The 22,643-nt window shown below is 41.5% G+C and carries 19 protein-coding genes and 1 pseudogene; 14 read left to right on the plus strand and 6 right to left on the minus strand.

What is annotated here, in order from left to right:
- Nucleotides 1-11 precede the first annotated feature (11 nt).
- Nucleotides 12-1,667 carry an exo-alpha-sialidase gene (locus O1449_RS02785; protein ID WP_269239102.1) on the plus strand — a complete coding sequence of 552 codons (1,656 nt, stop codon included), beginning with the start codon at nt 12-14 and terminating at the stop codon, nt 1,665-1,667.
- Nucleotides 1,668-1,746: 79 nt separating this feature from the next.
- Here O1449_RS02785 and O1449_RS02790 read toward each other — a convergent pair whose 3' ends face one another.
- From O1449_RS02790 to O1449_RS02805, 4 genes are all read right to left on the minus strand, one after another.
- Nucleotides 1,747-3,030 (minus strand): ribonucleotide-diphosphate reductase subunit beta, encoded by a 1,284-nt coding sequence (locus O1449_RS02790; protein ID WP_269239103.1) that lies wholly within the window; start codon nt 3,028-3,030, stop codon nt 1,747-1,749.
- A 41-nt stretch (nt 3,031-3,071) separates the two neighbouring features.
- Nucleotides 3,072-3,536, minus strand: a complete 465-nt coding sequence (locus tag O1449_RS02795; protein ID WP_269239104.1) for a hypothetical protein — start codon at nt 3,534-3,536, stop codon at nt 3,072-3,074.
- Between the two features lie 24 nt (nt 3,537-3,560).
- Nucleotides 3,561-3,689, minus strand: coding sequence for a preprotein translocase subunit YajC (locus O1449_RS02800; RefSeq protein ID WP_269239660.1), 129 nt, complete (start codon nt 3,687-3,689; stop codon nt 3,561-3,563).
- Between the two features lie 71 nt (nt 3,690-3,760).
- Nucleotides 3,761-6,595, minus strand: a complete 2,835-nt coding sequence (locus tag O1449_RS02805; RefSeq protein ID WP_269239105.1) for a ribonucleoside-diphosphate reductase subunit alpha — start codon at nt 6,593-6,595, stop codon at nt 3,761-3,763.
- Nucleotides 6,596-7,140: 545 nt separating this feature from the next.
- On the opposite strand from O1449_RS02805, the gene bfmR reads away from it, so the two are divergent.
- Nucleotides 7,141-7,857 (plus strand): response regulator transcription factor BfmR, encoded by a 717-nt coding sequence (gene bfmR / locus O1449_RS02810; protein WP_269239106.1) that lies wholly within the window; start codon nt 7,141-7,143, stop codon nt 7,855-7,857.
- 40 nt (nt 7,858-7,897) lie between these two features.
- Entirely contained in the window at nt 7,898-9,538 is a 1,641-nt protein-coding gene (gene bfmS / locus O1449_RS02815; RefSeq protein ID WP_269239107.1) for a sensor histidine kinase BfmS, read from the plus strand.
- Between the two features lie 88 nt (nt 9,539-9,626).
- On the opposite strand, the gene O1449_RS02820 is transcribed toward bfmS, so the two are convergent.
- Together O1449_RS02820 and O1449_RS02825 are read right to left on the minus strand one after the other, a co-directional pair.
- Nucleotides 9,627-9,983 carry a hypothetical protein gene (locus O1449_RS02820; RefSeq protein ID WP_213072473.1) on the minus strand — a complete coding sequence of 119 codons (357 nt, stop codon included), beginning with the start codon at nt 9,981-9,983 and terminating at the stop codon, nt 9,627-9,629.
- 122 nt (nt 9,984-10,105) lie between these two features.
- Nucleotides 10,106-10,281: pseudogene (locus tag O1449_RS02825) on the minus strand (GGDEF domain-containing protein); the annotation flags it as partial.
- 413 nt (nt 10,282-10,694) lie between these two features.
- Between O1449_RS02825 and ndhC the strand changes: the two are divergent.
- The 11 genes from ndhC to nuoL all read left to right on the plus strand — a co-directional run bounded on the left by ndhC (nt 10,695) and on the right by nuoL (nt 22,642).
- Nucleotides 10,695-11,246 carry an NADH-quinone oxidoreductase subunit A gene (ndhC, locus tag O1449_RS02830; RefSeq protein WP_004663758.1) on the plus strand — a complete coding sequence of 184 codons (552 nt, stop codon included), beginning with the start codon at nt 10,695-10,697 and terminating at the stop codon, nt 11,244-11,246.
- A 6-nt stretch (nt 11,247-11,252) separates the two neighbouring features.
- A complete protein-coding gene (locus O1449_RS02835; RefSeq protein WP_004638049.1) occupies nt 11,253-11,930 on the plus strand; it encodes a NuoB/complex I 20 kDa subunit family protein in 678 nt (225 codons plus the stop codon).
- A gap of 85 nt (nt 11,931-12,015) precedes the next feature.
- Nucleotides 12,016-13,803: an NADH-quinone oxidoreductase subunit C/D gene (gene nuoC / locus O1449_RS02840; protein ID WP_046740048.1), complete on the plus strand. Its 1,788-nt coding sequence runs from the start codon at nt 12,016-12,018 to the stop codon at nt 13,801-13,803.
- A gap of 12 nt (nt 13,804-13,815) precedes the next feature.
- A complete protein-coding gene (gene nuoE / locus O1449_RS02845; protein WP_004675093.1) occupies nt 13,816-14,325 on the plus strand; it encodes an NADH-quinone oxidoreductase subunit NuoE in 510 nt (169 codons plus the stop codon).
- Entirely contained in the window at nt 14,322-15,647 is a 1,326-nt protein-coding gene (nuoF, locus tag O1449_RS02850; protein ID WP_269239108.1) for an NADH-quinone oxidoreductase subunit NuoF, read from the plus strand. The genes nuoE and nuoF overlap by 4 nt, the downstream gene beginning before the upstream one ends.
- 11 nt (nt 15,648-15,658) lie before the next feature.
- Nucleotides 15,659-18,343 (plus strand): NADH-quinone oxidoreductase subunit NuoG, encoded by a 2,685-nt coding sequence (nuoG, locus tag O1449_RS02855; RefSeq protein WP_269229676.1) that lies wholly within the window; start codon nt 15,659-15,661, stop codon nt 18,341-18,343.
- Between the two features lie 3 nt (nt 18,344-18,346).
- The gene (gene nuoH, locus O1449_RS02860; protein ID WP_004663752.1) at nt 18,347-19,363 is read left to right on the plus strand and encodes an NADH-quinone oxidoreductase subunit NuoH; all 1,017 of its coding nucleotides are present in this window, start codon (nt 18,347-18,349) and stop codon (nt 19,361-19,363) included.
- An 18-nt stretch (nt 19,364-19,381) separates the two neighbouring features.
- A complete protein-coding gene (gene nuoI, locus O1449_RS02865) occupies nt 19,382-19,924 on the plus strand; it encodes an NADH-quinone oxidoreductase subunit NuoI (RefSeq protein WP_269229677.1) in 543 nt (180 codons plus the stop codon).
- On the plus strand, nt 19,924-20,442 hold the full coding sequence (gene nuoJ, locus O1449_RS02870) for an NADH-quinone oxidoreductase subunit J (protein WP_269239661.1): 519 nt from the start codon (nt 19,924-19,926) through the stop codon (nt 20,440-20,442). Before nuoI ends, nuoJ begins: the two co-directional genes overlap by 1 nt.
- Nucleotides 20,442-20,750: an NADH-quinone oxidoreductase subunit NuoK gene (gene nuoK / locus O1449_RS02875; protein WP_004638057.1), complete on the plus strand. Its 309-nt coding sequence runs from the start codon at nt 20,442-20,444 to the stop codon at nt 20,748-20,750. The genes nuoJ and nuoK overlap by 1 nt, the downstream gene beginning before the upstream one ends.
- Nucleotides 20,747-22,642, plus strand: coding sequence for an NADH-quinone oxidoreductase subunit L (nuoL, locus tag O1449_RS02880; protein WP_269239109.1), 1,896 nt, complete (start codon nt 20,747-20,749; stop codon nt 22,640-22,642). The genes nuoK and nuoL overlap by 4 nt, the downstream gene beginning before the upstream one ends.
- The last annotated feature ends 1 nt before the right edge of the window (nt 22,643 follow it).

Genomic DNA, 22,643 nt, shown 5'->3' on the forward strand with positions numbered 1-22,643 from the left:
TGATGACGTAAATGAATAAATTAGATTTGATATTAAAAAGCAGCATTGCTTTGGTTATCTGTTTGGTATTACAAGCATGTGCGACAACGCCACAATCAAGAGCAGTGAATGGACATGCAAAAAATGTATTTCAACCAAACAAACAGGAAGAAAAATTATACCCTATTGTTTTAAGCATTGGCTTTAATACTGGAATGAATTTTCCAACATTGTTAGTGGAAAGTCTTTCAGAACAAACAATGATTCAGAAAAAAAATAAGGTATATGAAATTAACGTGATAAATGCTGACGTTTCGCGCTCTACCTTGATTTATAGCGGAAAACTACCTGCGGGTGAATATCGTATTGTCGAGCTGAATAGTTTTATGCCTAGTGCAAATCCTATGCTCACGGGGACTACAAAATTTATTAGTTTAGCTGATGATTCAATGGGTACTTTTAAGGTGGTTGAGGATACAACAACTGATCTTGGTCGTATGCTATTAACTCATGCAAACGATGCTTATATTTTTTCAAGGTCTGAAAACTATGCATCCAACAAAAATTTAATAAATAAATTTGGAGATAAATATCTTCAGGCAATTTATAGAGATAAGGTTTTAACAGGCTGGACTCAACCAATTGCAGAGATTGAAAAGAAATTTGGTAATGAAAATAAATTATTACCATTCGGGATGCAGTGTTTTAAGGAAACACAAGAGAATAGGGTGGTTGCAGCAAGTAAAATTGGCTCGGTTTTTTCTTTTTCCCTCATTGATGACATCAAAGATAGAAAAGAAAAAGCCAAAATACTTCATAGTCAAGAAGGCCTAGCTTTTGATTGTGTAACAATAAAAGAAAATAGTAGTTTTGATTTTTTAGCTTATGGTGAGATGAATAATTTCTATAAGCATCAAAAAGGGAGTGATGTGCTGAGTCCCGTTGATACGGGTAATTTGCCTATAGGAATCATTGCTTATGTTGTTGGTAACGATCAACAAGGTTGGTATTTAGCACATATTGTGGGAACTGATCTGACCATTTATCGTAGTGAACGTTTGGAAAAGGGTGATTGGAAACCTGTTTTAACAAAAAAAATATTTAATGCTTGGTTAGGGTTAAATGGTTTTTGGATGTGGGAGGATGAACATGGTTTTGATTATGCTGATATGTATGGAAATATTAATCGGTATGACTATGCAACCAAAGCATGGAGTCAAAATAAGGTACCCGATAATGCTAATATCACACAGTTGTTTGTTAACCCAGACCAATCATTTAGCTTGATTACTTCGAAAGGTGGTTTTGCAGGTATTTTTGCGAAGCAATTTAATTCAAAAGATCATGGTGCTACATGGCAAAAAATTGATAGCCCATTTAAGGTAAATATTTGGCCTGCACAATTTTCAAAGCAAGGGGATATTTACATTGCTTCTGGACCATTTAGTAGGGGAGAATTGGCCGTTAAAGAACATGGAACACAAGCATGGCAAAAACGTGAAATAATACCGCAGAGTTATGTCACGGTGCTTGATTCAGGTGCTCTTTTGAATACATATTTCTTATCAAGCTATGCTGTAGTCAAATTTTCTGAAGATAAAGGTAAGACATGGAAGGGAATTTATAGTACTTATAATAAGAAATTAAAAGAACTTGAAGAGCAGCAGAAAGCTTTAAACAAAAAGTAAGCTAATGATTTAATTTAAATTAGTAATAAAAAAACCGCCATAAAAGGCGGTTTTTTTATTACTTAGCTAATAAGTCTGTTTACCAGCTTAACGCTCCGCCCGTTTGGTAATCCGTAACGCGCGTTTCAAAAAAGTTCTTCTCTTTACGCAAGTCCATCATCTCAGACATCCACGCAAAAGGATTGGTTACACCTGCAAACTGTTCAGGTAAACCAAGTTGAGATAAACGACGGTTACAGATGAACTTCAAATACTCTTCCATCATTGCCGCATTCATACCCAATACACCACGTGGCATTGTGTCACGTGCATATTCGATTTCAAGCATTGTGCCTTCAAGAATCATCTGAATCACTTCTTGTTGGAACTCAGCCGTCCATAAGTGTGGGTTTTCAATCTTGATTTGGTTGATCATGTCGATACCAAAGTTCAAGTGCATTGATTCATCACGCAAGATGTATTGGAATTGCTCAGCAACACCGTTCATCTTATTACGGCGACCCATACTCAAGATTTGAGTAAAACCACAGTAGAAGAAAATACCTTCAAGAACACAATAGAATGCAATCAAGTTACGCAGTAAACGTTGATCGTTTTCAGGTGTACCTGTATGGAAATTAGGATCGGTTAACGATTGAGTGTACTTCAAACCCCATGATGCTTTACGTGCAACACTTGGAATCTCACGGTACATGTTGAAGACTTCGCCTTCATCCATTCCTAAAGATTCGATGCAGTATTGGTAAGCATGTGTATGAATCGCTTCCTCAAATGCCTGACGCAAAATATATTGGCGGCATTCAGGATTGGTAATATGACGATAGATTGCCAATACCAAGTTGTTTGCAACCAATGAATCTGCGGTAGAGAAGAAACCTAAAGAGCGCATTACAATCGTACGCTCATCTTCAGTTAAACCATTTTCAGACTTCCAAAGTGCGATGTCATGGTTCATGTTGACTTCTTGTGGCATCCAATGGTTTGCGCATCCATCAAGATATTTTTGCCAAGCCCATTCATATTTAAATGGAACAAGTTGGTTTAAATCCGCACGACAGTTGATCATCGCTTTATCATCAACTTGTACGCGCTGCGCACCCATTTCAAGCTCTTCTAAGCCTGGTGCAACATCAAGGTTTTCTAAGGCTTGAGATGCTCGAGCCAACGAATCGGTTGGATTTGTTGATCTGATGGTACTGGTTCCAGTGGGTTGTGCAACTGCCACGCGCGGCGATGGTTGCTCTGAATCAGATACCACTTGCGTATTAACCGTTTTTTGCGAGTCGAGGGACGCAGACTTGTGTTCAGGTGCAGTCGGTTTTTGCGTATCATCTTCAAAATCGTCCCAGCTAAGGATAGACATATTTAATCTCACTATAATCTTAATTTATTTACATTGCAGTTTTAAAAAATGAAAATGGCGCATAAAAAACATAGCAAAACAAAAAGGGTAATAATCAATCCCATCATCGCTAAACGTTTGAGATTGATAGCTGCGGGAAGTGAGTTTGGCGTTAATAATTTGCCTGTTTCATCATAAATGGCAATCGCTCTTGCCCCGCTACTTAGCCCTAGCTCTTGTAATGCTCGTATTTCTACTTGTGTTAAACCAAATTCCATTCGCTCCATTGCTTGAATAAACATATAAGGAGCTAGATACTTAAAACCGCCACCACCACGCTTGAGTAACTGCATTAATGTAGTTTCAGCGATACTAAAATCACCTAATAACGAACGTGGATGTGAAAACTGTGCACATTCAGTTAGATATTCTGTAGAAGATGGATAATGAAGTACTATCCGATCGACATAAATCTGTACTAAAACAGCAGGAGCATCAGCATATCGTTCTAAATCAGGTTGAAGCATAGTTCTACTTCCCAATAAAGCACTTTATTGATCCTGCTTACGCTGTTGTTTACGAATGGCTAAAAATGCATAGACCATTGGTATATAAAAGAAAATAAAGGCAAAGATTAAAACAGCTAGTCCTAACATATAGTTATGGCTAATATTCAACATCATCTTTGCCTCTATATTTTAAATCTTGAATAAGCCCTACTTTATTCGAGAAGGGCTATCCCAAGAGCTAATTACTGACAAGCTTCACAATCTGGATTGTCGATTGAACAAGCCATTGGTACTGGAGCTGCTGTTGTGAAACCATCTTCTTCAACTTGAGCTTCAGGTTTTTTCTCTTCAACTGCTTGAGCTGCAACGATAGGTGCTTCAATTGTCGCTGGTTTTACTGCATTCAGTGCACCCGTATTAATTGTTGATTTCTCAGCAGATGTTGCACCTAAAGCTCGGAGGTAATATGTGGTTTTAAGACCACGTAACCATGCCATCTTATACGTGATGTCGAGTTTCTTACCGTTTGCACCAGCAATGTAAAGGTTCAATGACTGTGCTTGATCGATCCACTTTTGACGACGGGAAGCAGCATCTACGATCCAACGTGTATCTACTTCAAACGCAGTTGCGAAGATTGCTTTTAATTCTTCAGGAATACGCGCAATTTTTTGAACTGAACCTTCAAAGTGTTTCAGGTCATTCACCATTACAGTATCCCACAGACCACGTTCTTTTAATGCACGAACAAGGTAAGGGTTGATCACGGTGAACTCACCAGAAAGGTTAGATTTCACATACAAGTTCTGGAAAGTTGGCTCAATCGATTGAGACACGCCACAAATGTTAGAGATCGTTGCAGTCGGTGCAATCGCCATCACATTTGAGTTACGCATACCGTCTTTTTGAACTTTGGCACGTAAAGTGTCCCAGTCTAAACGTTGAGTACGATCAACTTCAAACATACGCTCTGGACGAGATTTCGCAACGATTTCTAAAGAATCGATTGGTAGGATACCTTGATCCCACAATGAACCTTTGAATGTTGAATAAGCACCACGTTCGATTGCTAAGTTACTCGATGTTTCGATTGCATAATAGCTGATCACTTCCATTGATTCATCAGCAAAATCGACTGCTGCATCTGAACCATAAGCGATGCCCATTTCATAAAGTGCATCTTGGAAGCCCATGATACCCATACCCACAGGGCGGTGCTTCATGTTCGAGTTTTTCGCTTGTGGTACAGCGTAGTAGTTAATGTCGATGACGTTATCAAGCATACGTACTGCAGTTTTAATGGTACGAGCAAGCTTTTCACGATCTAACACACCACCTTGAACGTGTTGTACAAGGTTAATCGAACCTAAGTTACAGACCGCGATTTCATCTTGGTTTGTATTTAAAGTGATTTCTGTACACAAGTTAGATGAGTGAACTACACCTACATGTTGTTGTGGTGAACGTAAGTTACATACGTCTTTGAATGTAATCCACGGGTGACCTGTTTCGAACAACATTGAAAGCATTTTGCGCCATAAGTCTTTCGCACGTACTTTCTTGTGGAGCATGTTTTCTTGTTTTGCTACAGCTTCGTAGTGTGCATAACGCTCAGCAAATTCAGCACCTGTTAAGTCATGCAAGTCTGGTGTTTCAGAAGGAGTGAACAGTGTCCATTCAGCATCTTCAAACACACGTTGCATAAATAAATCAGGAACCCAGTTTGCTGTGTTCATGTCATGTGTACGGCGACGGTCATCACCTGTGTTTTTACGTAGCTCTAGGAATTCTTCAACGTCCAAGTGCCAAGTTTCTAAGTAAGCACAGACTGCGCCTTTACGCTTACCACCTTGGTTCACCGCAACAGCCGTGTCGTTGGCAACTTTTAGGAAAGGTACAACACCTTGTGATTTACCGTTTGTGCCTTTGATATATGAGTTCAAAGCACGCACAGGTGTCCAGTCATTACCTAAACCACCCGCCCATTTTGAGAGCATAGCGTTGTCACGCATTGCACCATAAATGTCATATAGGTCATCACCAATTGTTGTTAAATAACAGCTTGATAATTGTGGACGTAATGTACCAGAGTTAAACAGGGTTGGCGTAGAAGCCATGTAGTCGAAGCTAGACAATAAGTTATAGAACTCAATTGCACGTTCTTCTTTATTTTCTTCATTGAGCGATAGACCCATCGATACGCGCATAAAGAATAATTGCGGTAATTCGAAACGTACGCCATTTGAATGAATGAAGTAACGGTCAAATAAAGTTTGTAGACCTAAATAAGTAAACTGGTTTGAACGTTCTGGTTGGATCGCTGCTGCCAATTTTGCAAGGTCAAAATCAAGAAGATCAGCAGAAAGAAGATCAAGCTCGATCCCTTTCTTCAAGAAAGTTTCTAAAGCATCATTTTCTAATGTGTCTGTAGATAGACCTAAGAACTCTAAACCTGTGCTCACTAGCTCATTACGTAATAAGCGTGCAGTTACATACGTGTAGTTTGGCTCTTGCTCGATACGAGTACGTGTTGCCATCATCATGGTGGTTGCGATGTCGCTTTCTTTTACGCCGTTGTATAAGTTTTTAACGGTTTCATCGACGATCGCTTGAACATCAATCCCTTCCAAACCTTCACTTGCTGTTTCGATTGTCGCTGTGAGTGCATCGAGGTCTAATGGTTGGAGCTGTCCATGAGCATCAGTGATTTGAAGGGTAGGATGATGGTTCGCGCCTGCTTGCTGACGAGCAGTGGCACGTTGTTCACGATAAATAACGTAGGCACGTGCAACTTTTTGCTCGCCTGTGCGCATAAGTGCTAATTCAACTTGGTCTTGAATTTCTTCGATATGAATCGTACCGCCAGAAGGTAAACGACGATTAAACGTATTGAGTACCATCTCTGTTAATTGAGTGATACGGTCATGGATGCGACTAGAGTCAGCACCTTGTTGACCTTCAACAGCTAAAAAGGCTTTCCCGATCGCAACAGAAATTTTCTCGGCATTAAAAGACGCGATTTCACCAGTGCGCTTAATTACCTGAATTTGACCAGGAGTAGAAGTGATGATGCTCATGTCAGCATAGCTCCATTATCATCTATTTTTATGTTCATAGACCGTTTGAATCGAGCAAAATGTATGCCACGATGTTTGAGGGATAAACACAATACTTAGTGGTTAAAGTTTATTTTCAACACAAGATACGGGATTTTTTACAGTAGATCAATCCTTGACATTTTGGTAATTTTTTTTTCATGTCTTAACTGCTGAATTCACAGGCACATAGCATAACAAAGCCATTCAAAAAGGCTTATAGATAACTCTGTGGATAAGTCAAAAAACAAACACTTAAATTATTTTGGGTGAAGAAAGAAACAAATTGTTTAACATTGGCACAAAATCTATACTAAAAATTCATCCTGTCGGAAAAAGCAGATGAAATTAAAAAATATATTAAAATTCATAATTTAAATAAAAATATAACAAAAGTGCTTAGCCGTGTATCAGTTTGGTGAACGCCTACTTGTTTACAATGTAAACGTGTGTATATTGCAAAACATAAACCAATGTATCTGTCAGATTTTTATAGATAGATTCACTCTAATTGTAGGGGCATACAAATGAGCCAAGAAGAAAAGTTACCAAAAATTTTGATCGTTGAAGATGACGAACGTTTAGCTCGCTTAACACAAGAGTATTTGATTCGTAACGGTTTAGAAGTTGGGGTCGAAACAGATGGTAATCGTGCGATTCGCCGTATTATCAGTGAGCAACCAGATTTAGTTGTCTTGGATGTGATGTTACCGGGTGCAGATGGTTTAACCGTTTGTCGAGAAGTTCGTCCACATTATCATCATCCTATTTTGATGTTAACTGCACGTACTGAAGATATGGATCAAGTACTTGGTTTAGAAATGGGCGCAGATGACTATGTTGCTAAACCAGTTCAACCACGTGTTTTATTAGCTCGTATTCGTGCTTTATTACGTCGTACTGATAAAACAGTTGAAGACGAAGTTGCTCAACGTATCGAGTTTGATGATCTCGTGATTGATAACGGTGGCCGTTCAGTGACTTTAAACGGTGAGCTGGTTGATTTTACGAGCGCTGAATATGACTTATTGTGGTTGCTAGCTTCAAACGCAGGGCGCATCTTATCTCGTGAAGATATTTTTGAGCGTCTCCGTGGTATTGAATACGATGGTCAAGACCGTTCGATCGATGTGCGTATTTCACGTATTCGTCCAAAAATTGGTGATGATCCAGAAAATCCAAAACGTATCAAAACTGTGCGTAGCAAAGGTTATTTATTCGTTAAAGAAACTAACGGGATGTAATGTGTATCTTGCTTAAAATTAGCTTGGAATTATCTCCCTTATGCTAAGTCGAGTACTTAAAAACAGTATTTTCTTGCGAATTTATGCTGGATTAGTGGTTTTAGTTGTTGTTGTTGCCGCATTTTGTTATTTGCTGGTACAGGTCATCAACTATCAACGCGCGCAAGAATATCGTGAATATCTGACGGATGGTATTTCATATGTCATCAGTGAGGGGGTATCTCGACAGCCTCAAAAACAACAAAAGCTAGATTGGATTTCTGATGCCTCCGATTTACTAGAACTTCCAATCTACTATGTTGATGCAGCACGTGTAGAGCTTTCTCGTACTGAGAAAAAGCGGATTGCTGAGCAGAAATCAGTGGTTCGTTATGATGCCAATAACGGTGTGGGTTATATCATTATTGGCCTCAAAGATGATGCGAAACATTATCTTTATATCAAAGTGGATAAGCTCGGCGAGCGCCAAATGAAGGCATTGCCAATTTTTGTACTGGATTATTTGATTTTTTATCCGGGGCAAGAGCGTGAATATTTAGAAAGAATTAAAAAACATTTTTACTATCCGATTACGATTGCCAATATTAAAGATATTAATCTAGATTCAGAGCAAATCGGTCGTTTACGTCAAGACCAAAGTATTCTGTTATATAAGGATAGTGCAACTGTACGTGGTACAACGATTTCAATTGTTTCTCCAATGCCAAACCATCCTGCACAAGTTCTTATCTTAGGTCCAGTTCCAATGTTTAATTGGATGCCTTTTCAGCTTTCAGCAGGTATTACCTTATTTAGCTTATTCTTATTAAGTCTAGGTGTTTACGGTTTAATTCTACTGCTTGAGCGGAAAATTCGTCAGGTTCGTCATGCCCTGAATAAAATGAAATCGGGTGACCTGTCATTACGTGTTCCGATTGAAGGCACAGATGAAATGGCAAATTTAGCATCAAGTTATAATAATATGTCAGACCATATCCAGCGGTTGATTGAGGCGCAACGGGAATTAATGCGCGCAGTGTCGCATGAACTCAGAACGCCTGTGGCGCGTATCCGCTTTGGTATGGAGATGCTGGCAGAAGAGGATGACTATAGTTACCGTATTCAGCAGGTGGAGATGATTGATAAGGATATTGAGGCACTCAATACCCTGATTGATGAGATCATGACCTATGCCAAACTGGAGCAGGGCACACCATCACTTGATTTTGAAGACCTTGTGCTGGTTGAGGTGCTGGATCAGGTCGCAATGGAGACCGAGGCGCTCAAAACCCAGAAAGAAATTGAACTGATTGCTCCACCTCTGGCATTACGTGTTGATGCTGAACGTCGCTATTTGCATCGTGTGGTACAAAACTTGGTTGGAAATGCCGTTCGTTATTGCGATCATAAAGTTCGAATTAGTGGTGGTGTTCGTGCTGATGGTAAGGCATATGTCTGTGTAGAGGACGATGGGCCGGGCATTCCAGAGCAAGAGCGCGCACGTATTTTTGAAGCCTTTGCTCGTTTGGATGATAGTCGTACACGCGCATCAGGTGGGTATGGTTTGGGTTTATCAATCGTGAGTCGTATCGCGTATTGGTTCGGTGGAGATATTATGGTAGACCAAAGCCCTAACTTAGGTGGCGCACGTTTTACCATGACATGGCCAGCGAAGCGTTATAAACAAAACATAAAAAAATAGTTTTAGTTCATTTAAGCTTGTATGAAGAATATAAGAAAGCCAAAGCATCAAGCTTTGGCTTTAATTTTTCATGAAGCATAAATATTGCTTATTCATGAATAGATGAATCAGGCTCGATTAATGGATGACCAGACCTTAAGCCATTCAGTGCATCTATATTAAAATCCAAAAGTAAGGAATTATTTTTTACGTCTATTTTATAACTTTTAATCAATGGTTGATCGCCACTTAATGTTTCAACTTTATAGCTATCAGCAATGTTTAGAATACTTTCAAGATTGGTTGTTGTTGCAGCAAAGTCTTCTCTAAAGACTTCATAGATATCTCTTAGGTCGAAAATTGCATTATCAGCATCAGGGTGTTTTCGAATATAACTTTCAATGTGCCGCATCAGCAGTTGTGAAAAAAAGAAATAATCTGAGTCATGTGTATATTCTAAATGCATATTTTTCTCCTTGTTTGCTACTTTTAGAATATCGATCTCTCAGCCAAATAGTGTATAAAGTTAATTAAAGCATGTAGCTGAATTGCAAAATATTATGTCGAAATGACAACCTGATTTCGGCCCTATCTTTTTGCGTGGTAAAGCGCATTGTCCGCCTGCTTGAATAAATGCTCAATCGGCTGGTGATTTTCGGGCGTGCAAATGCACAGGCCAATGCTAAGCTGAATGAAAAATGCTGCTATTGATCAATTGAAATAGGAGTTTGGCTCATGTGTCGGCGAATCTGTTCGGCACAGGCATGAACAGCCTCCATGCTGACACTTTTCTTTGGGGGAAATTAGGTCGGGCTATTATATAAATTTTGTTTAAATTTTCAGCACAAATTTGTATCAATGCAATGATTTAGTTCATGCTGCAATATTTTTGAGCATTGATGACAAGTTGCGGATATTTTTGGCGCAAGAATAAAGAAAAAAATGATTAACATTGGTTAGTCGATTTGATAATTCGATTTTTAAGGGTGAATTTGTAGCGATCTAGGTCGTATCAGGAAATTAATCAACAAAATCATCCTAAAGACTAAAGCGCTTCAACTAGCATGAGAAATTAGAAATCAGGTACAATTGGCGGGATTAATTTTGTGTTTGGTGTATTTGAAGGCCAATACATACATTCTTTGTTAAAAATAGGCCTGCCAGGAGTTATCCCCGCATGAGTGCCATTACTCCATACGATTGGGCGATTATCGCCTTCGTGATCGGCGTTACATTTCTTTGCGTTTTTATGCTTACAGTTCCCTTACTCCTCGGGGGTAAAGCATGGGGGCGTGCGAAGCAAGAGCAGTTTGAATCAGGTGTAGTTGGTGCGGGCGGTGCTCGTATCCGCTTGTCAGCCAAATTCTATTTAGTTGCAATTTTCTTCGTTGTCTTTGACTTGGAAGCTCTTTACCTCTACGCATGGTCGACATCAGTTCGTGAAGTAGGTTGGTTTGGATTTACCACGGTCGTTATTTTTGTTGTCGATCTTTTGATCGCTTTGGTTTATGCAATTTCTGTAGGCGCGCTGAATTGGGCACCTGTAGATCGTCGTAAATCTGCTGGTGTGACAACAAAAATTGGTTCACCGAATATGAATATTGCTGACATTACTCGATTCAATAATATTGAAGAGCTTGTTGTCGATCCTACTGGTCATATTCCAGCACAGTCTTCTGGTCGTGTTAAGTCTAAAACACCGACTACATCATCATTTGAACAGGAGTAAGTCGGGATGAAATATACTTTAACCCGTGCGAATCCAGATGCCGATCAGTATCCATTACAAGATCGTCAAATCGTAACTGATCCTCTTGAGGAAGAAGTGAATAAAAGTGTGATGATGACACGTCTTGAAGATGTGTTGCATACCGCAGTGAACTGGGGGCGTAAAAACTCTTTATGGCCTTTTAACTTCGGTACATCATGCTGTTATGTTGAATATGCGACGACTTTAACTGGTGTACATGACTTATCTCGTTTTGGTGCTGAGGTTATTCGTGCTTCACCACGTCAAGCAGATTTAATGATTGTTGCAGGAACCTGCTTTGTCAAAATGGCACCTGTAATTCAACGTTTGTATGAACAAATGCTTGAGCCTAAATGGGTCATCTCTATGGGTGCTTGTGCGAACTCTGGTGGTATGTACGACATCTATTCTGTAGTACAAGGTGTCGATAAAATTATTCCTGTTGATGTGTACATCCCAGGTTGCCCACCTCGTCCAGAAGCATTGATCCAAGCATTGATGTTACTTCAAGACCAAATTCAACTAGAGCGCCGTCCACTTTCAGCGGTGATTGGTGATGATCTTCAGCCTGTGTATAAGCCAAAGATGATGCCAGAACGCGATCGTAAAAATGCGGAACGTATTGCGGTGAAAAATTTACGCTCTATGGATGAAATTAAATAATTTGAACGATGAATTGTGATATGTCTGAAGAGACATGATCATCGGGAAAATTGCCAGAATTTGTATTAAATAGGAAGCCAAGCCAATGGCTGAAACTGACATTGCTATGCCAGAGTCAACGCAAGTTGATTCACGCCCAGCATTTGCAATCGTAGAAGAGCTCAAAACCAAATTTGGTGAGAATTTCTATGTGCAGGCGACTTTTGAAGAGTTTCCAACAGTCTGGGTTGAGCGCGCACGCGTGCAAGAAGTCCTTATGTTCCTCCGTAAAGTGGAACGTCCTTATGTAATGCTGTTTGACTTATCTGCGGTTGATGAGCGTTTACGTGTTCACCGTGATGGTTTACCAGCATCAGACTTTACTGTGTTTTATCACTTGTTATCGCTTGAGCGTAATAGTGATATTCGTATTAAAGTTGCATTAAATGAAAATGATTTAAGCATCCCAACCGCAACCAATATTTGGCCAAATGCCAACTGGTACGAGCGTGAAGCTTACGATATGTTTGGTATCGATTTTGCTGGGCATCCAATGCTCCGTCGTATCTTGTTACCAACCTATTGGGAAGGTCATCCATTACGTAAAGAATATTCTGCGCGTGCGACAGAATATACGCCGTATATGCAGAATCAAGCGAAACAGGATTTTGAACAAGAACACCTACGCTTTGTGCCTGAAGACTGGGGTCTAAAACGCGGCAATGCTGATGAAGACTTCATGTTCTTGAACTTAGGTCCTAACCATCCATCTGCACACGGTGCGTTCCGTGTGGTATTGCAGTTGGACGGTGAAGAGGTGAAAGACTGCGTACCTGATATTGGTTATCACCACCGTGGTGTGGAAAAGATGGCTGAACGTCAAACATGGCATTCATTCATTCCGTATACGGATCGTGTTGACTACTTAGGTGGTTGTGCGCAAAACATGCCTTATGTGATGGCGGTTGAACAGCTTGCTGGTATTAAAGTACCTGAGCGTGCGCAAGTGATTCGTGTGATGTTGAACGAATTATTCCGTATCAATAACCACTTATTATTCTGTGGTACAGCGATTCAGGATGCGGGTGGTATGACCCCTGTATTCTATATGTTCGCAGACCGTCAAAAAGTCTATGACATCGTTGAAGCGATCACGGGTTACCGTATGCATCCAGCATGGTTCCGTATCGGTGGTACGGCACATGACCTTCCAAACAACTGGCAAAAACTTGTTAAAGAATTGCTAGAGTGGATGCCAAAACGTTTGAACGAGTACTACACTGCGGCACTTAAAAACTCAGTATTTATTGGTCGTACCCGCAATGTTGCGCAATACGATGCTAAATCTGCGTTGGCTTGGGGTGTGACGGGTACTGGTTTACGTGCGACAGGTATTGATTTTGACGTTCGTAAATATCGTCCATACAGTGGTTATGAAAACTTCGACTTTGATATTCCAGTGGAATATGAAGGCGATGCATATGCACGTGTTTTGGTTCACTTCCGTGAAATTACTGAGTCGTTGAAAATTATTCAACAGTGCTTGGACAACATGCCATCTGGTCCTTATAAAGCGGATCATCCACTGGCTGTTCCACCACCAAAAGATAAGACATTACAAGATATTGAAACCTTGATTACGCACTTCTTGAGTGTATCTTGGGGTCCTGTCATGCCTGCAGGTGAGTCATCATTTATGACTGAAGTGGTGAAAGGTGCGAGTACTTATTACTTGACTTCAGATAAGTCAACGATGAGTTACCGTACTCGTATTCGTACACCGACCTTCACACATTTGCAGCAAATGCCTTCTGTGATTAATGGCAGTTTGGTTTCTGACTTGATCATTTATTTGGCGACCATTGACGTGGTTATGGCTGACGTGGATCGCTAGGGTTAAACGATTATGATGATTTTGACTGATAAAAAACCTCGTGTGAATGTTGAAGGGATTTTGACTGCTGAAGAAATCCATGACATTGAACACCATATTGATCACTATCCATATCCACGTGCGGCATCATTGGATGCATTAAAATGCGTACAACGTCGTAATGGCTGGGTAGATGATGCTCAAATGAATGCAATTGCGCAATTGTTGACAATCAGTGTGGCGGATTTAGAGGGTGTAGCAACATTCTATAACCGTATTTATCGCCAACCTGTAGGTCGTCATGTGATTTTGTTATGTGACTCAATTGCATGCTTCTTGATGGGTGCAGAAACTTTAGCAGAAGCATTTCAGCGAGAGTTAGGCATCCAGTATGGACAAACCACAGCAGATGGTCGTTTCACCTTGCTCCCAATTTGCTGTTTAGGCAACTGTGATAAAGGTCCAACGTTAATGATTGATGAAGATACTCACGGTTTAGTGGATGTGTCATCAGTTAAACAGTTATTGGAGAAGTATGTATGAATACTGAACCAAAACCAATTTATGGCGACGGTAATCCAGAAACTCATCCACTCACTTGGCGTTTGAGTAAGCAAGAACACGTTCGTGCTGCTGATGAATACGAAGCTTTAGAAGGTTATGCAGGCTTCAAAAAAGCGCTCAGCATGCCACCAAAAGATGTACTTGACGTGATTAAAGCTGCGACAGTTAAAGGTCGTGGTGGTGCAGGTTTCCCAGCAGGAATTAAATGGTCGTTGATGGCACCGAATGATGGTGGTCCACGCTATTTAATTTGTAATGCTGATGAAATGGAACCAGGTACCTTTAAAGACCGTTTGTTGATGGAAAAACTTCCACATCAATTGATCGAAGGTATGTTGATCGCAGGTTATACCCTTGAAGCAACGCATGGTTATATCTTCATTCGTGGTGAATACATCGAAGCAGCTCAATACTTAAATGAAGCATTAGAGCAAGTTCGTGCCAAAGGTTACTTGGGTGAAAACATCCTCGGTACTGGTTGGAACTTTGAGATGTATGTTCACACGGGCGCAGGACGTTATATCTGTGGTGAAGAAACTGCATTGATTAACTCGCTAGAAGGTCGTCGTGCCAATCCGCGTACAAAACCACCATTCCCACAAGTTGCAGGGGCATGGGGTCGTCCAACGATTGTCAACAACGTCGAAACCTACAATAACTTGCCAGCAATCATGTTGCGTGGGCCAGAGTGGTATATCAACCTTTCTGCACATAAGTCTAAAGATCCAGGTACTAAGATTTATGGTGCATCAGGTAAGGTGAAATTCCCAGGACTTTGGGAACTTCCTTTTGGTACAACAGCGCGTGAAGTGATTGAAGAACATGCGGGTGGTATGCGTGATGGTCTCACTTTAAAAGCATGGTTACCAGGTGGTGCTTCGACTGACTTTTTAGCAGCTGAGCACATTGACTTGCCAATGGACGCTGAAAGCATCATGAAAGCAGGTTCACGTTTAGGAACATGTTTGTTGATGGTGGTGGATGAAACCCAATGTATGGTCTCTGCAACGCGTAACTTAGAAGAGTTCTTTGCACGTGAATCATGTGGTTTCTGTACACCGTGCCGTGATGGTTTACCTTGGGCAGTCAAAGCGCTGAAAGCACTCGAAACAGGTACAGGTAAGAAAGAAGATATCGATCATTTACAAGAACTGACGCGTAAATTATGGATCGGTAAAACTTTCTGTGCTCATGCACCGGGTGCGATGGAGCCGCTTATGGGTGCATTAAAATATTTCCGCCATGAGTTTGAAGCAAAGGTTAAAACCCATGCTCCTGCTCTTGACGTAGAACAAGTTTAAGGAATTCGACTATGGCTACAATTCATGTCGATGGAAAATCGTATGAAGTCAATGGCTCTGAAAACTTGCTACAAGCATGTCTCAGCCTTGGTATCGACATCCCGTATTTTTGTTGGCACCCATCCTTAGGTTCTGTTGGTTCTTGTCGTCAATGTGCTGTTACGCAATATAATAATGCGGAAGATACACGTGGGCGCTTAGTCATGTCTTGTATGACACCAGCTGCCGACAATACCTTTATTTCTATTGAAGACAAAGAAGCAACAGATTTTCGTGCATCAATCGTCGAATTCTTAATGACCAACCACCCACATGACTGTCCAGTCTGTGAAGAAGGTGGTCACTGTCATTTACAAGATATGACGGTGATGACGCAACACGATCGTCGTCGCTATCGCTTCACGAAGCGTACCCATCATAACCAAGAGTTGGGTTCGTTTATTGCACATGAAATGAACCGCTGTATCGCGTGCTATCGTTGTGTGCGTTACTACAAAGATTATGCGGGTGGTACAGACTTTGGTGTCTATGCCAATGCATCACGTGTTTATTTCGGTCGTCCAGAATCAGGAACTTTAGAGTCTGAATTTTCTGGTAACTTGACTGAAGTCTGTCCGACTGGTGTATTTACTGATAAGACGCATTCAGCACGTTATAACCGTAAGTGGGACATGCAATATGCACCAAGCGTATGCCAAGGCTGTTCTTCAGGTTGTAACATCTCACCAGGTGAGCGTTATGGCGAAATCCGTCGTGTTGAAAACCGCTTCAATGGCTCAGTAAATCAATACTTCCTGTGTGATAAAGGTCGTTTTGGTACGGGTTATGTCAATCGTGAAGATCGTCCACGTCAACCACAGTTCCGTAATGGTGATGCTGTTACAACAGTGAGTGTGGATCAAGCACTTGATCAAGTAATTGCTCAACTAAAAGGCAAAAAAGTATTAGGTGTTGGTTCGCCACGCGCAAGCTTGGAATCAAACTATGCGCTACGTCAATTGGTTGGACAAGACAATTATTCAACTGGATTGTCTCAAAAAGAGCAAAATCTGGTTGAATTAGCTGCATCAATCATGCAAACACAGGGTATTTACAACCCGAACATGCGTGAAATTGAAAGCTACGATGCGGTATTGATCTTGGGTGAAGACTTAACCCAAACTGCGCCACGTATGGCTTTATCAGTTCGCCAAGCAGCGAAAAATAAAGCCAAAGAAATGGCAGCTAAAACGCGTACACCAGATTGGTTGGCAGAGCCTGTACAACGTATTGGTCAAGATGCTAAATCTCCAATCTATATTCTTGCTGCAACGCAAACACGTTTAGCGGATGTGGCAACGGGTGAAGTAGTTGCATCGCCAAATGATATCGCACGTTTAGGTTTCGCGGTTGCGGCTGCTGTTAAAGGCGAAGCGCTTTCTGGTTTAGCTGATGATGCAAAAGCATTTGCACAAACGATTGCAGACACCTTGAAAGCAGCGAAAAAGCCTTTGATCATTTCTGGTACGAGTTTACAAGATCCTGCGATTATCGAAGCGGCTGCACAGGTTGCACAAAACTTAGGTGAACATGCAGGTTTATCATTGACTGTTCCTGAAGTGAACTCAATGGGCTTGGCATTATTCGGTGGTTTAAGTTTAGAACAAGCTTTTGCACAAGACTATGATGCCGTAGTTGTGGTTGAAAATGACCTCACTCGTCGTTTGCCAGTTGCTCAAGTAAAAGCTGCGCTTGATAAAGCTCAAACTGTGATCGTATTGGATCACAGTGAAACGCCAACCTTGAAACTTGCGGATATCGTGCTTTCTGCGGCAAGTTTTGCTGAAGGTGACGGGACTGTCGTGAGCCAAGAAGGTCGTGCGCAGCGTTTCTATCAAGTCTATGACCCAAGCTACTACAAGCCTGAATATGCGATCAAAGAATCATGGCGTTGGTTACATGCTGTTGAGACAGGTCTTAAAGGTAAAGCAGTCGATTGGACATTGCTTGATGATGTAATTGATGACATCGTGAAAAATGTGCCTGTACTTGAAGCGATTCAAGATGTTGCGCCAGATGCAGGTTATCGTGTTCATGGTTTGAAAATTGCACGAGAGCCACGTCGTTACTCAGGTCGTACTGCAATGCGTGCGCCGTTATCGATTCACGAGCCAAAACAACCAACTGATCCAGATTCAGCATTAACTTTCTCGATGGAAGGTTATGTGGGTAATCAGACAGCATCGTCTTTAGTACCTTTCGCATGGGCTGCGGGTTGGAACTCGCCACAAGCGTGGAACAAGTACCAAGATGAAGTCGGTGGTCACTTAAAAGGTGGTGATTCGGGTGTGCGTTTATTCGATCGCTTAGCAAAACGTCCTGCACGTAGCTATGTTGCACCGACTGCCGTGGTTGTGAATCCTGAAAGCTTCCGTCTTGTGCCAATGCACCATATTTTTGGTTCTGGTGAATTCACGATTAAAACACCAGCAATGGAATCACGTATTCCTGAAGCGATGTTTGCCGTGGGTGAACAAGATGCGACGCGCTTAAATGTTCAAGATGGTCAACGTATTACCGTGAAAGCAGGCGAAACGAGCATCAGCTTACCTGTACAAGTCATCGAATATTTACCAACAGGCTATATTGGTTATCCAATTGGTCTAGCACCAACCGTTTCATTGGCAGAGCCTGTGTCTGTGGCAGTAGGAGTGTAATTCATGAATCAAGAAATTATACGTCAAACGCCACTTTGGGCTGAGAACTGGCCAATCGCTTATTCAGTGATTCAAGCGGTTGTGATCCTGTTGGTGGTGGTTTTGGTTGCTGCATTAATGTCATTTATTGAGCGTCGTCTCTTGGCATTATGGCAAGACCGTTATGGTCCAAACCGTGTTGGTCCGGGTGGTATGTTCCAGATCGTTGCCGACATGCTCAAGATCATGTTCAAAGAAGACTGGACACCAAAGTTTGCTGACAAGCTGACTTTTCGTTTAGCACCAGCAGTTGCGATGGCAACTGCAGTACTTTCGTTTATGGTCATCCCAGTAAGTCCTACACTGGGCGTTGCGGATATGAGTATCGGTCTATTGTTCTTTATGGCAATGGCGGGTATTGCAGTTTATGCAGTGCTATTTGGTGGTTGGGCGTCTAACAACAAATACTCGTTACTCGGTGGTCTTCGTTCTGCTGCTCAAACTATTTCTTATGAAGTGTTCTTGGGTATCTCATTGATGGGTGTGGTTGCGATTGCAGGCTCATTCAATCTACGTGAAATCGTTGAAGCTCAACGTGATGTTTGGTTTGTTATTCCACAATTCATTGGTTTCATTATCTTTGTTATTGCTGGTGTTGCAGTGACGCATCGTCATCCATTTGACCAACCAGAAGCTGAGCAAGAATTGGCGGAAGGTTATCATGTTGAATATGGTGGGATGAAGTGGGGGATGTTCTTCGTTGCGGAATACGTCAACGTGGTTTTAATCTCTGCACTGATCGTAACGTTATTCTTCGGCGGATGGCTTGCACCATTTAACTTAGAAATTCCATTTGTTCCACCAGTTTTTTGGTTCGTGATTAAAACAGCATTCTTTGTAATGATGTTTGTATTGGCGCGTGGTTCTTTAATGCGTCCACGTTATGACCAAGTGATGAACTTTGGTTGGAAAGTTTGTTTGCCATTGGCGTTGGTCAACTTGTTAGTGACTGGTGCTGTGATTCTGATGAATCAGGCCTAGGACAGCAGGGAGTACAAAATGTATAAAATTCTAGCTGGATTTGGAACGATTGTCCGTTCGTTGTGGATGGTGTTTAGCCATGTAACACGTAAACGTGACACGATTTTATATCCAGAAGTACCAGCTGAACAAATTGTGCCTCCACGCTTTCGTGGTCGCATCATCTTGACGCGTGATCCAGATGGTGAAGAGCGTTGTGTGGCATGTAACCTTTGTGCGGTTGCATGTCCTGTTGGCTGTATTTCATTACAAAAAGCGGAAAAAGAAGATGGACGTTGGTATCCAGAATTTTTCCGTATTAACTTTTCACGCTGCATTTTCTGCGGTATGTGTGAAGAAGCTTGTCCTACAACTGCAATTCAGATGACTCCAGATTTTGAACTTGCTGAATATGTACGCCAAGACTTGGTTTATGAAAAAGAAAACTTATTGATTTCTGGCCCAGGCAAATATCCTGACTATAACTTCTACCGTGTTACTGGTATGGCAGTAAATGGTAAGGAAAAAGGTCAAGCACAAAAAGAAAGTGCACCAGTTGATGTACGGAGCTTATTACCATGATGTGGCCATTTTATTTGATGGCACTTGTGGCCATCGTATCGACAATTCGTGTTGTGACAAATACGAATCCCGTACATGCTCTTTTAAGCTTAATCGTTTCTTTACTTGCTGTTGCTGGTATTTTCATGATCGTGGGTGCGCCTTTTGCTGGTGCACTTGAGATTATTGTTTATGCTGGTGCGATCATGGTCTTGTTCGTCTTTGTGGTCATGATGTTGAACCTTGGACAAGATACGGTTGAACAAGAACGTAAATGGTTGAGTTCTGATGCATGGGCATATCCTGCATTAATGAGTTTCTTATTGGGCTTGGTTTTGGTTTGGATGTTGGGTGGAGAATACACCACGATTTCTGCACCATTAGGTACAGAAATTGTAGGTCCTAAAGCAGTCGGTCAAGCATTATTTACTCACTATCTATTATTGGTAGAAGTTGCCGCGATGTTATTGCTTGCAGCCTTAGTTGCTGCATATCACTTAGGCAAACGTGAACCAAGTGCAGAAGAGGATAAACAATAATGGGACACATCCCTTTAGAACATGGTTTGATTGTTGCAACCATCCTTTTTGCACTGGGTTTTTACGGTGTAATGGTGCGACGCAACCTATTATTTATGCTAATGAGCCTTGAAGTGATGATGAATGCTGCTGCATTGGCATTTGTTTTGGCAGGTAGTGTTTGGGCTCAACCAGATGGACAAGTGATGTTCATTTTGATCCTAACGCTTGCTGCGGCAGAGGCGTGTATTGGTCTTGCGATCGTCCTTCAGTTTTATCATCGCTTCCATCACTTGGATGTGGATGCTGCTAGTGAGATGCGCGGATGAGTACATTATATTTAACCGTTTTATTTCCGCTCATTGGTTTTATCCTGTTAGCGGCAGGGCGTAACAAACTGTCTGAAAATGTGGCTGCCATTATTGGTGTCGGTTCAGTGGGTTTATCTGCGCTATTTGCTTTAATCGCGGGTCTTGCATTTACCAGCAGTGGCCAATCCGTTTTTGTCCAACACTTATGGACGTGGTTCAGTGTTGGCGGTTTTGAGCCAGGTATTAGCTTGCACCTCGATGGTTTGTCATTATTGATGACAGGTATGATCACAGGTGTTGGTTTCCTGATTCACATCTTTGCATCATGGTATATGCGTGGTGAAGAAGATTACGCACGTTTCTTCTCTTATTTCAACCTGTTTGTTGCCAGCATGTTGTTGTTGGTACTCGGCGATAACTTGGCGTTATTGTTCTTAGGTTGGGAAGGCGTAGGTCTGTGTTCATACCTCTTGATTGGTTTCTACTACTCAAACCCTGCAAATGGTTGGGCAGCAATCAAAGCATTCACCGTAACACGTGTGGGTGACGTTTTCTTACTCATCGCATTGTTCTTGCTCTATCAACAGTTTGGTACGTTAAATACACAGTACATTGTTGAACATGCGGCGACTGTGATGACACAAAGCTCATCATTGTCGATTTGGACAGCATTGATGTTGTTCTTGGGTGCGGCAGGTAAATCAGCGCAAATTCCATTACAAACTTGGTTAGCTGATGCGATGGCTGGTCCTACACCAGTATCTGCATTGATCCACGCTGCAACGATGGTTACAGCGGGTGTGTACTTATGCTGCCGTATGTTCTCTGTGATGGAAATGGCGCCAGAAGTAATGCAGTTCATCTCGATTACAGGTGCAGTAACCTTACTTGTAGCTGGTTTTGCTGCATTGGTTCAAACCGATATCAAACGTATCTTGGCTTACTCAACTATGAGTCAGTTAGGTTATATGTTTATGGCTGTAGGCGCTGAAGCTTACCAAGCTGGTTTGTTCCACATGTTGGCTCATGCATTCTTCAAAGCATTATTGTTCCTTTCTTCGGGTGCCGTAATTCTTGCATGTCATCACGAACAAAACATTTTCAAAATGGGTGGATTACGTAAAAAGATTCCATTCGTATTTTGGTGTTTCGTCATCGGTGGTGGCGCATTGGCTGCACTTCCAATCGTAACTGTTGGTTTCTTCTCTAAAGATGCCATCTTAGGTGCAGTATATGCACAGTCTACAATTGCAAATATTCCACTTTACAATACGTTGTATTGGGTGGGTGTAGCGGGTGCTTTCTTAACTTCAATTTATACGTTCCGTCTAATTTGGGTTGTATTCTTTGGCGAAGAAAAAACCCATGCACATGCCATTCATGGCGTGACTTACTGGGCACCGCTTGCAATTCTTGCGACCTTATCAACAGGTATTGGTTATTTCTTACAAGCACCTGTTGCAAAATTATTGACTGCTGCAAGTATTCCAAGCTTTGTTGTTCCTGAAGCTTTAGAAGAAGCGGTTGCACATGCAGAACATTTAGCAAGTGGTGTTGCCCTTGTTGGTTTAGCTGTGGGTATCTTCTTGTTTGTTTTTGCATACGGTGCAGTAAAAGCTTTTGCTCAAACATCTTTGGGTTCAGGTCTAGCGCACATTTGCCGTACAGCATTTGGTTTCGATGCTTTGTATGACATCGTATTTGTAAAACCTTATTTATTGATTGCGAAAATTTTAGGTCGTGATCCAGTTGACGGTTTATGGTTAGTGCTCCCTGCAATTGTGAAGGGTGGTAATAGCTTTACAAGTTCGCGTCAAACAGGTTCATTGCGTGAATACGCATCAAGCATGTCACTCGGTGTAGTGGTGTTATTGATGATCTTGATCGTAGTTCAGGTTGTGGGGAAATAAA

The organism is Acinetobacter sp. TR3 (assembly GCF_027105055.1).
Classification (GTDB): Bacteria; Pseudomonadota; Gammaproteobacteria; order Pseudomonadales; family Moraxellaceae; genus Acinetobacter.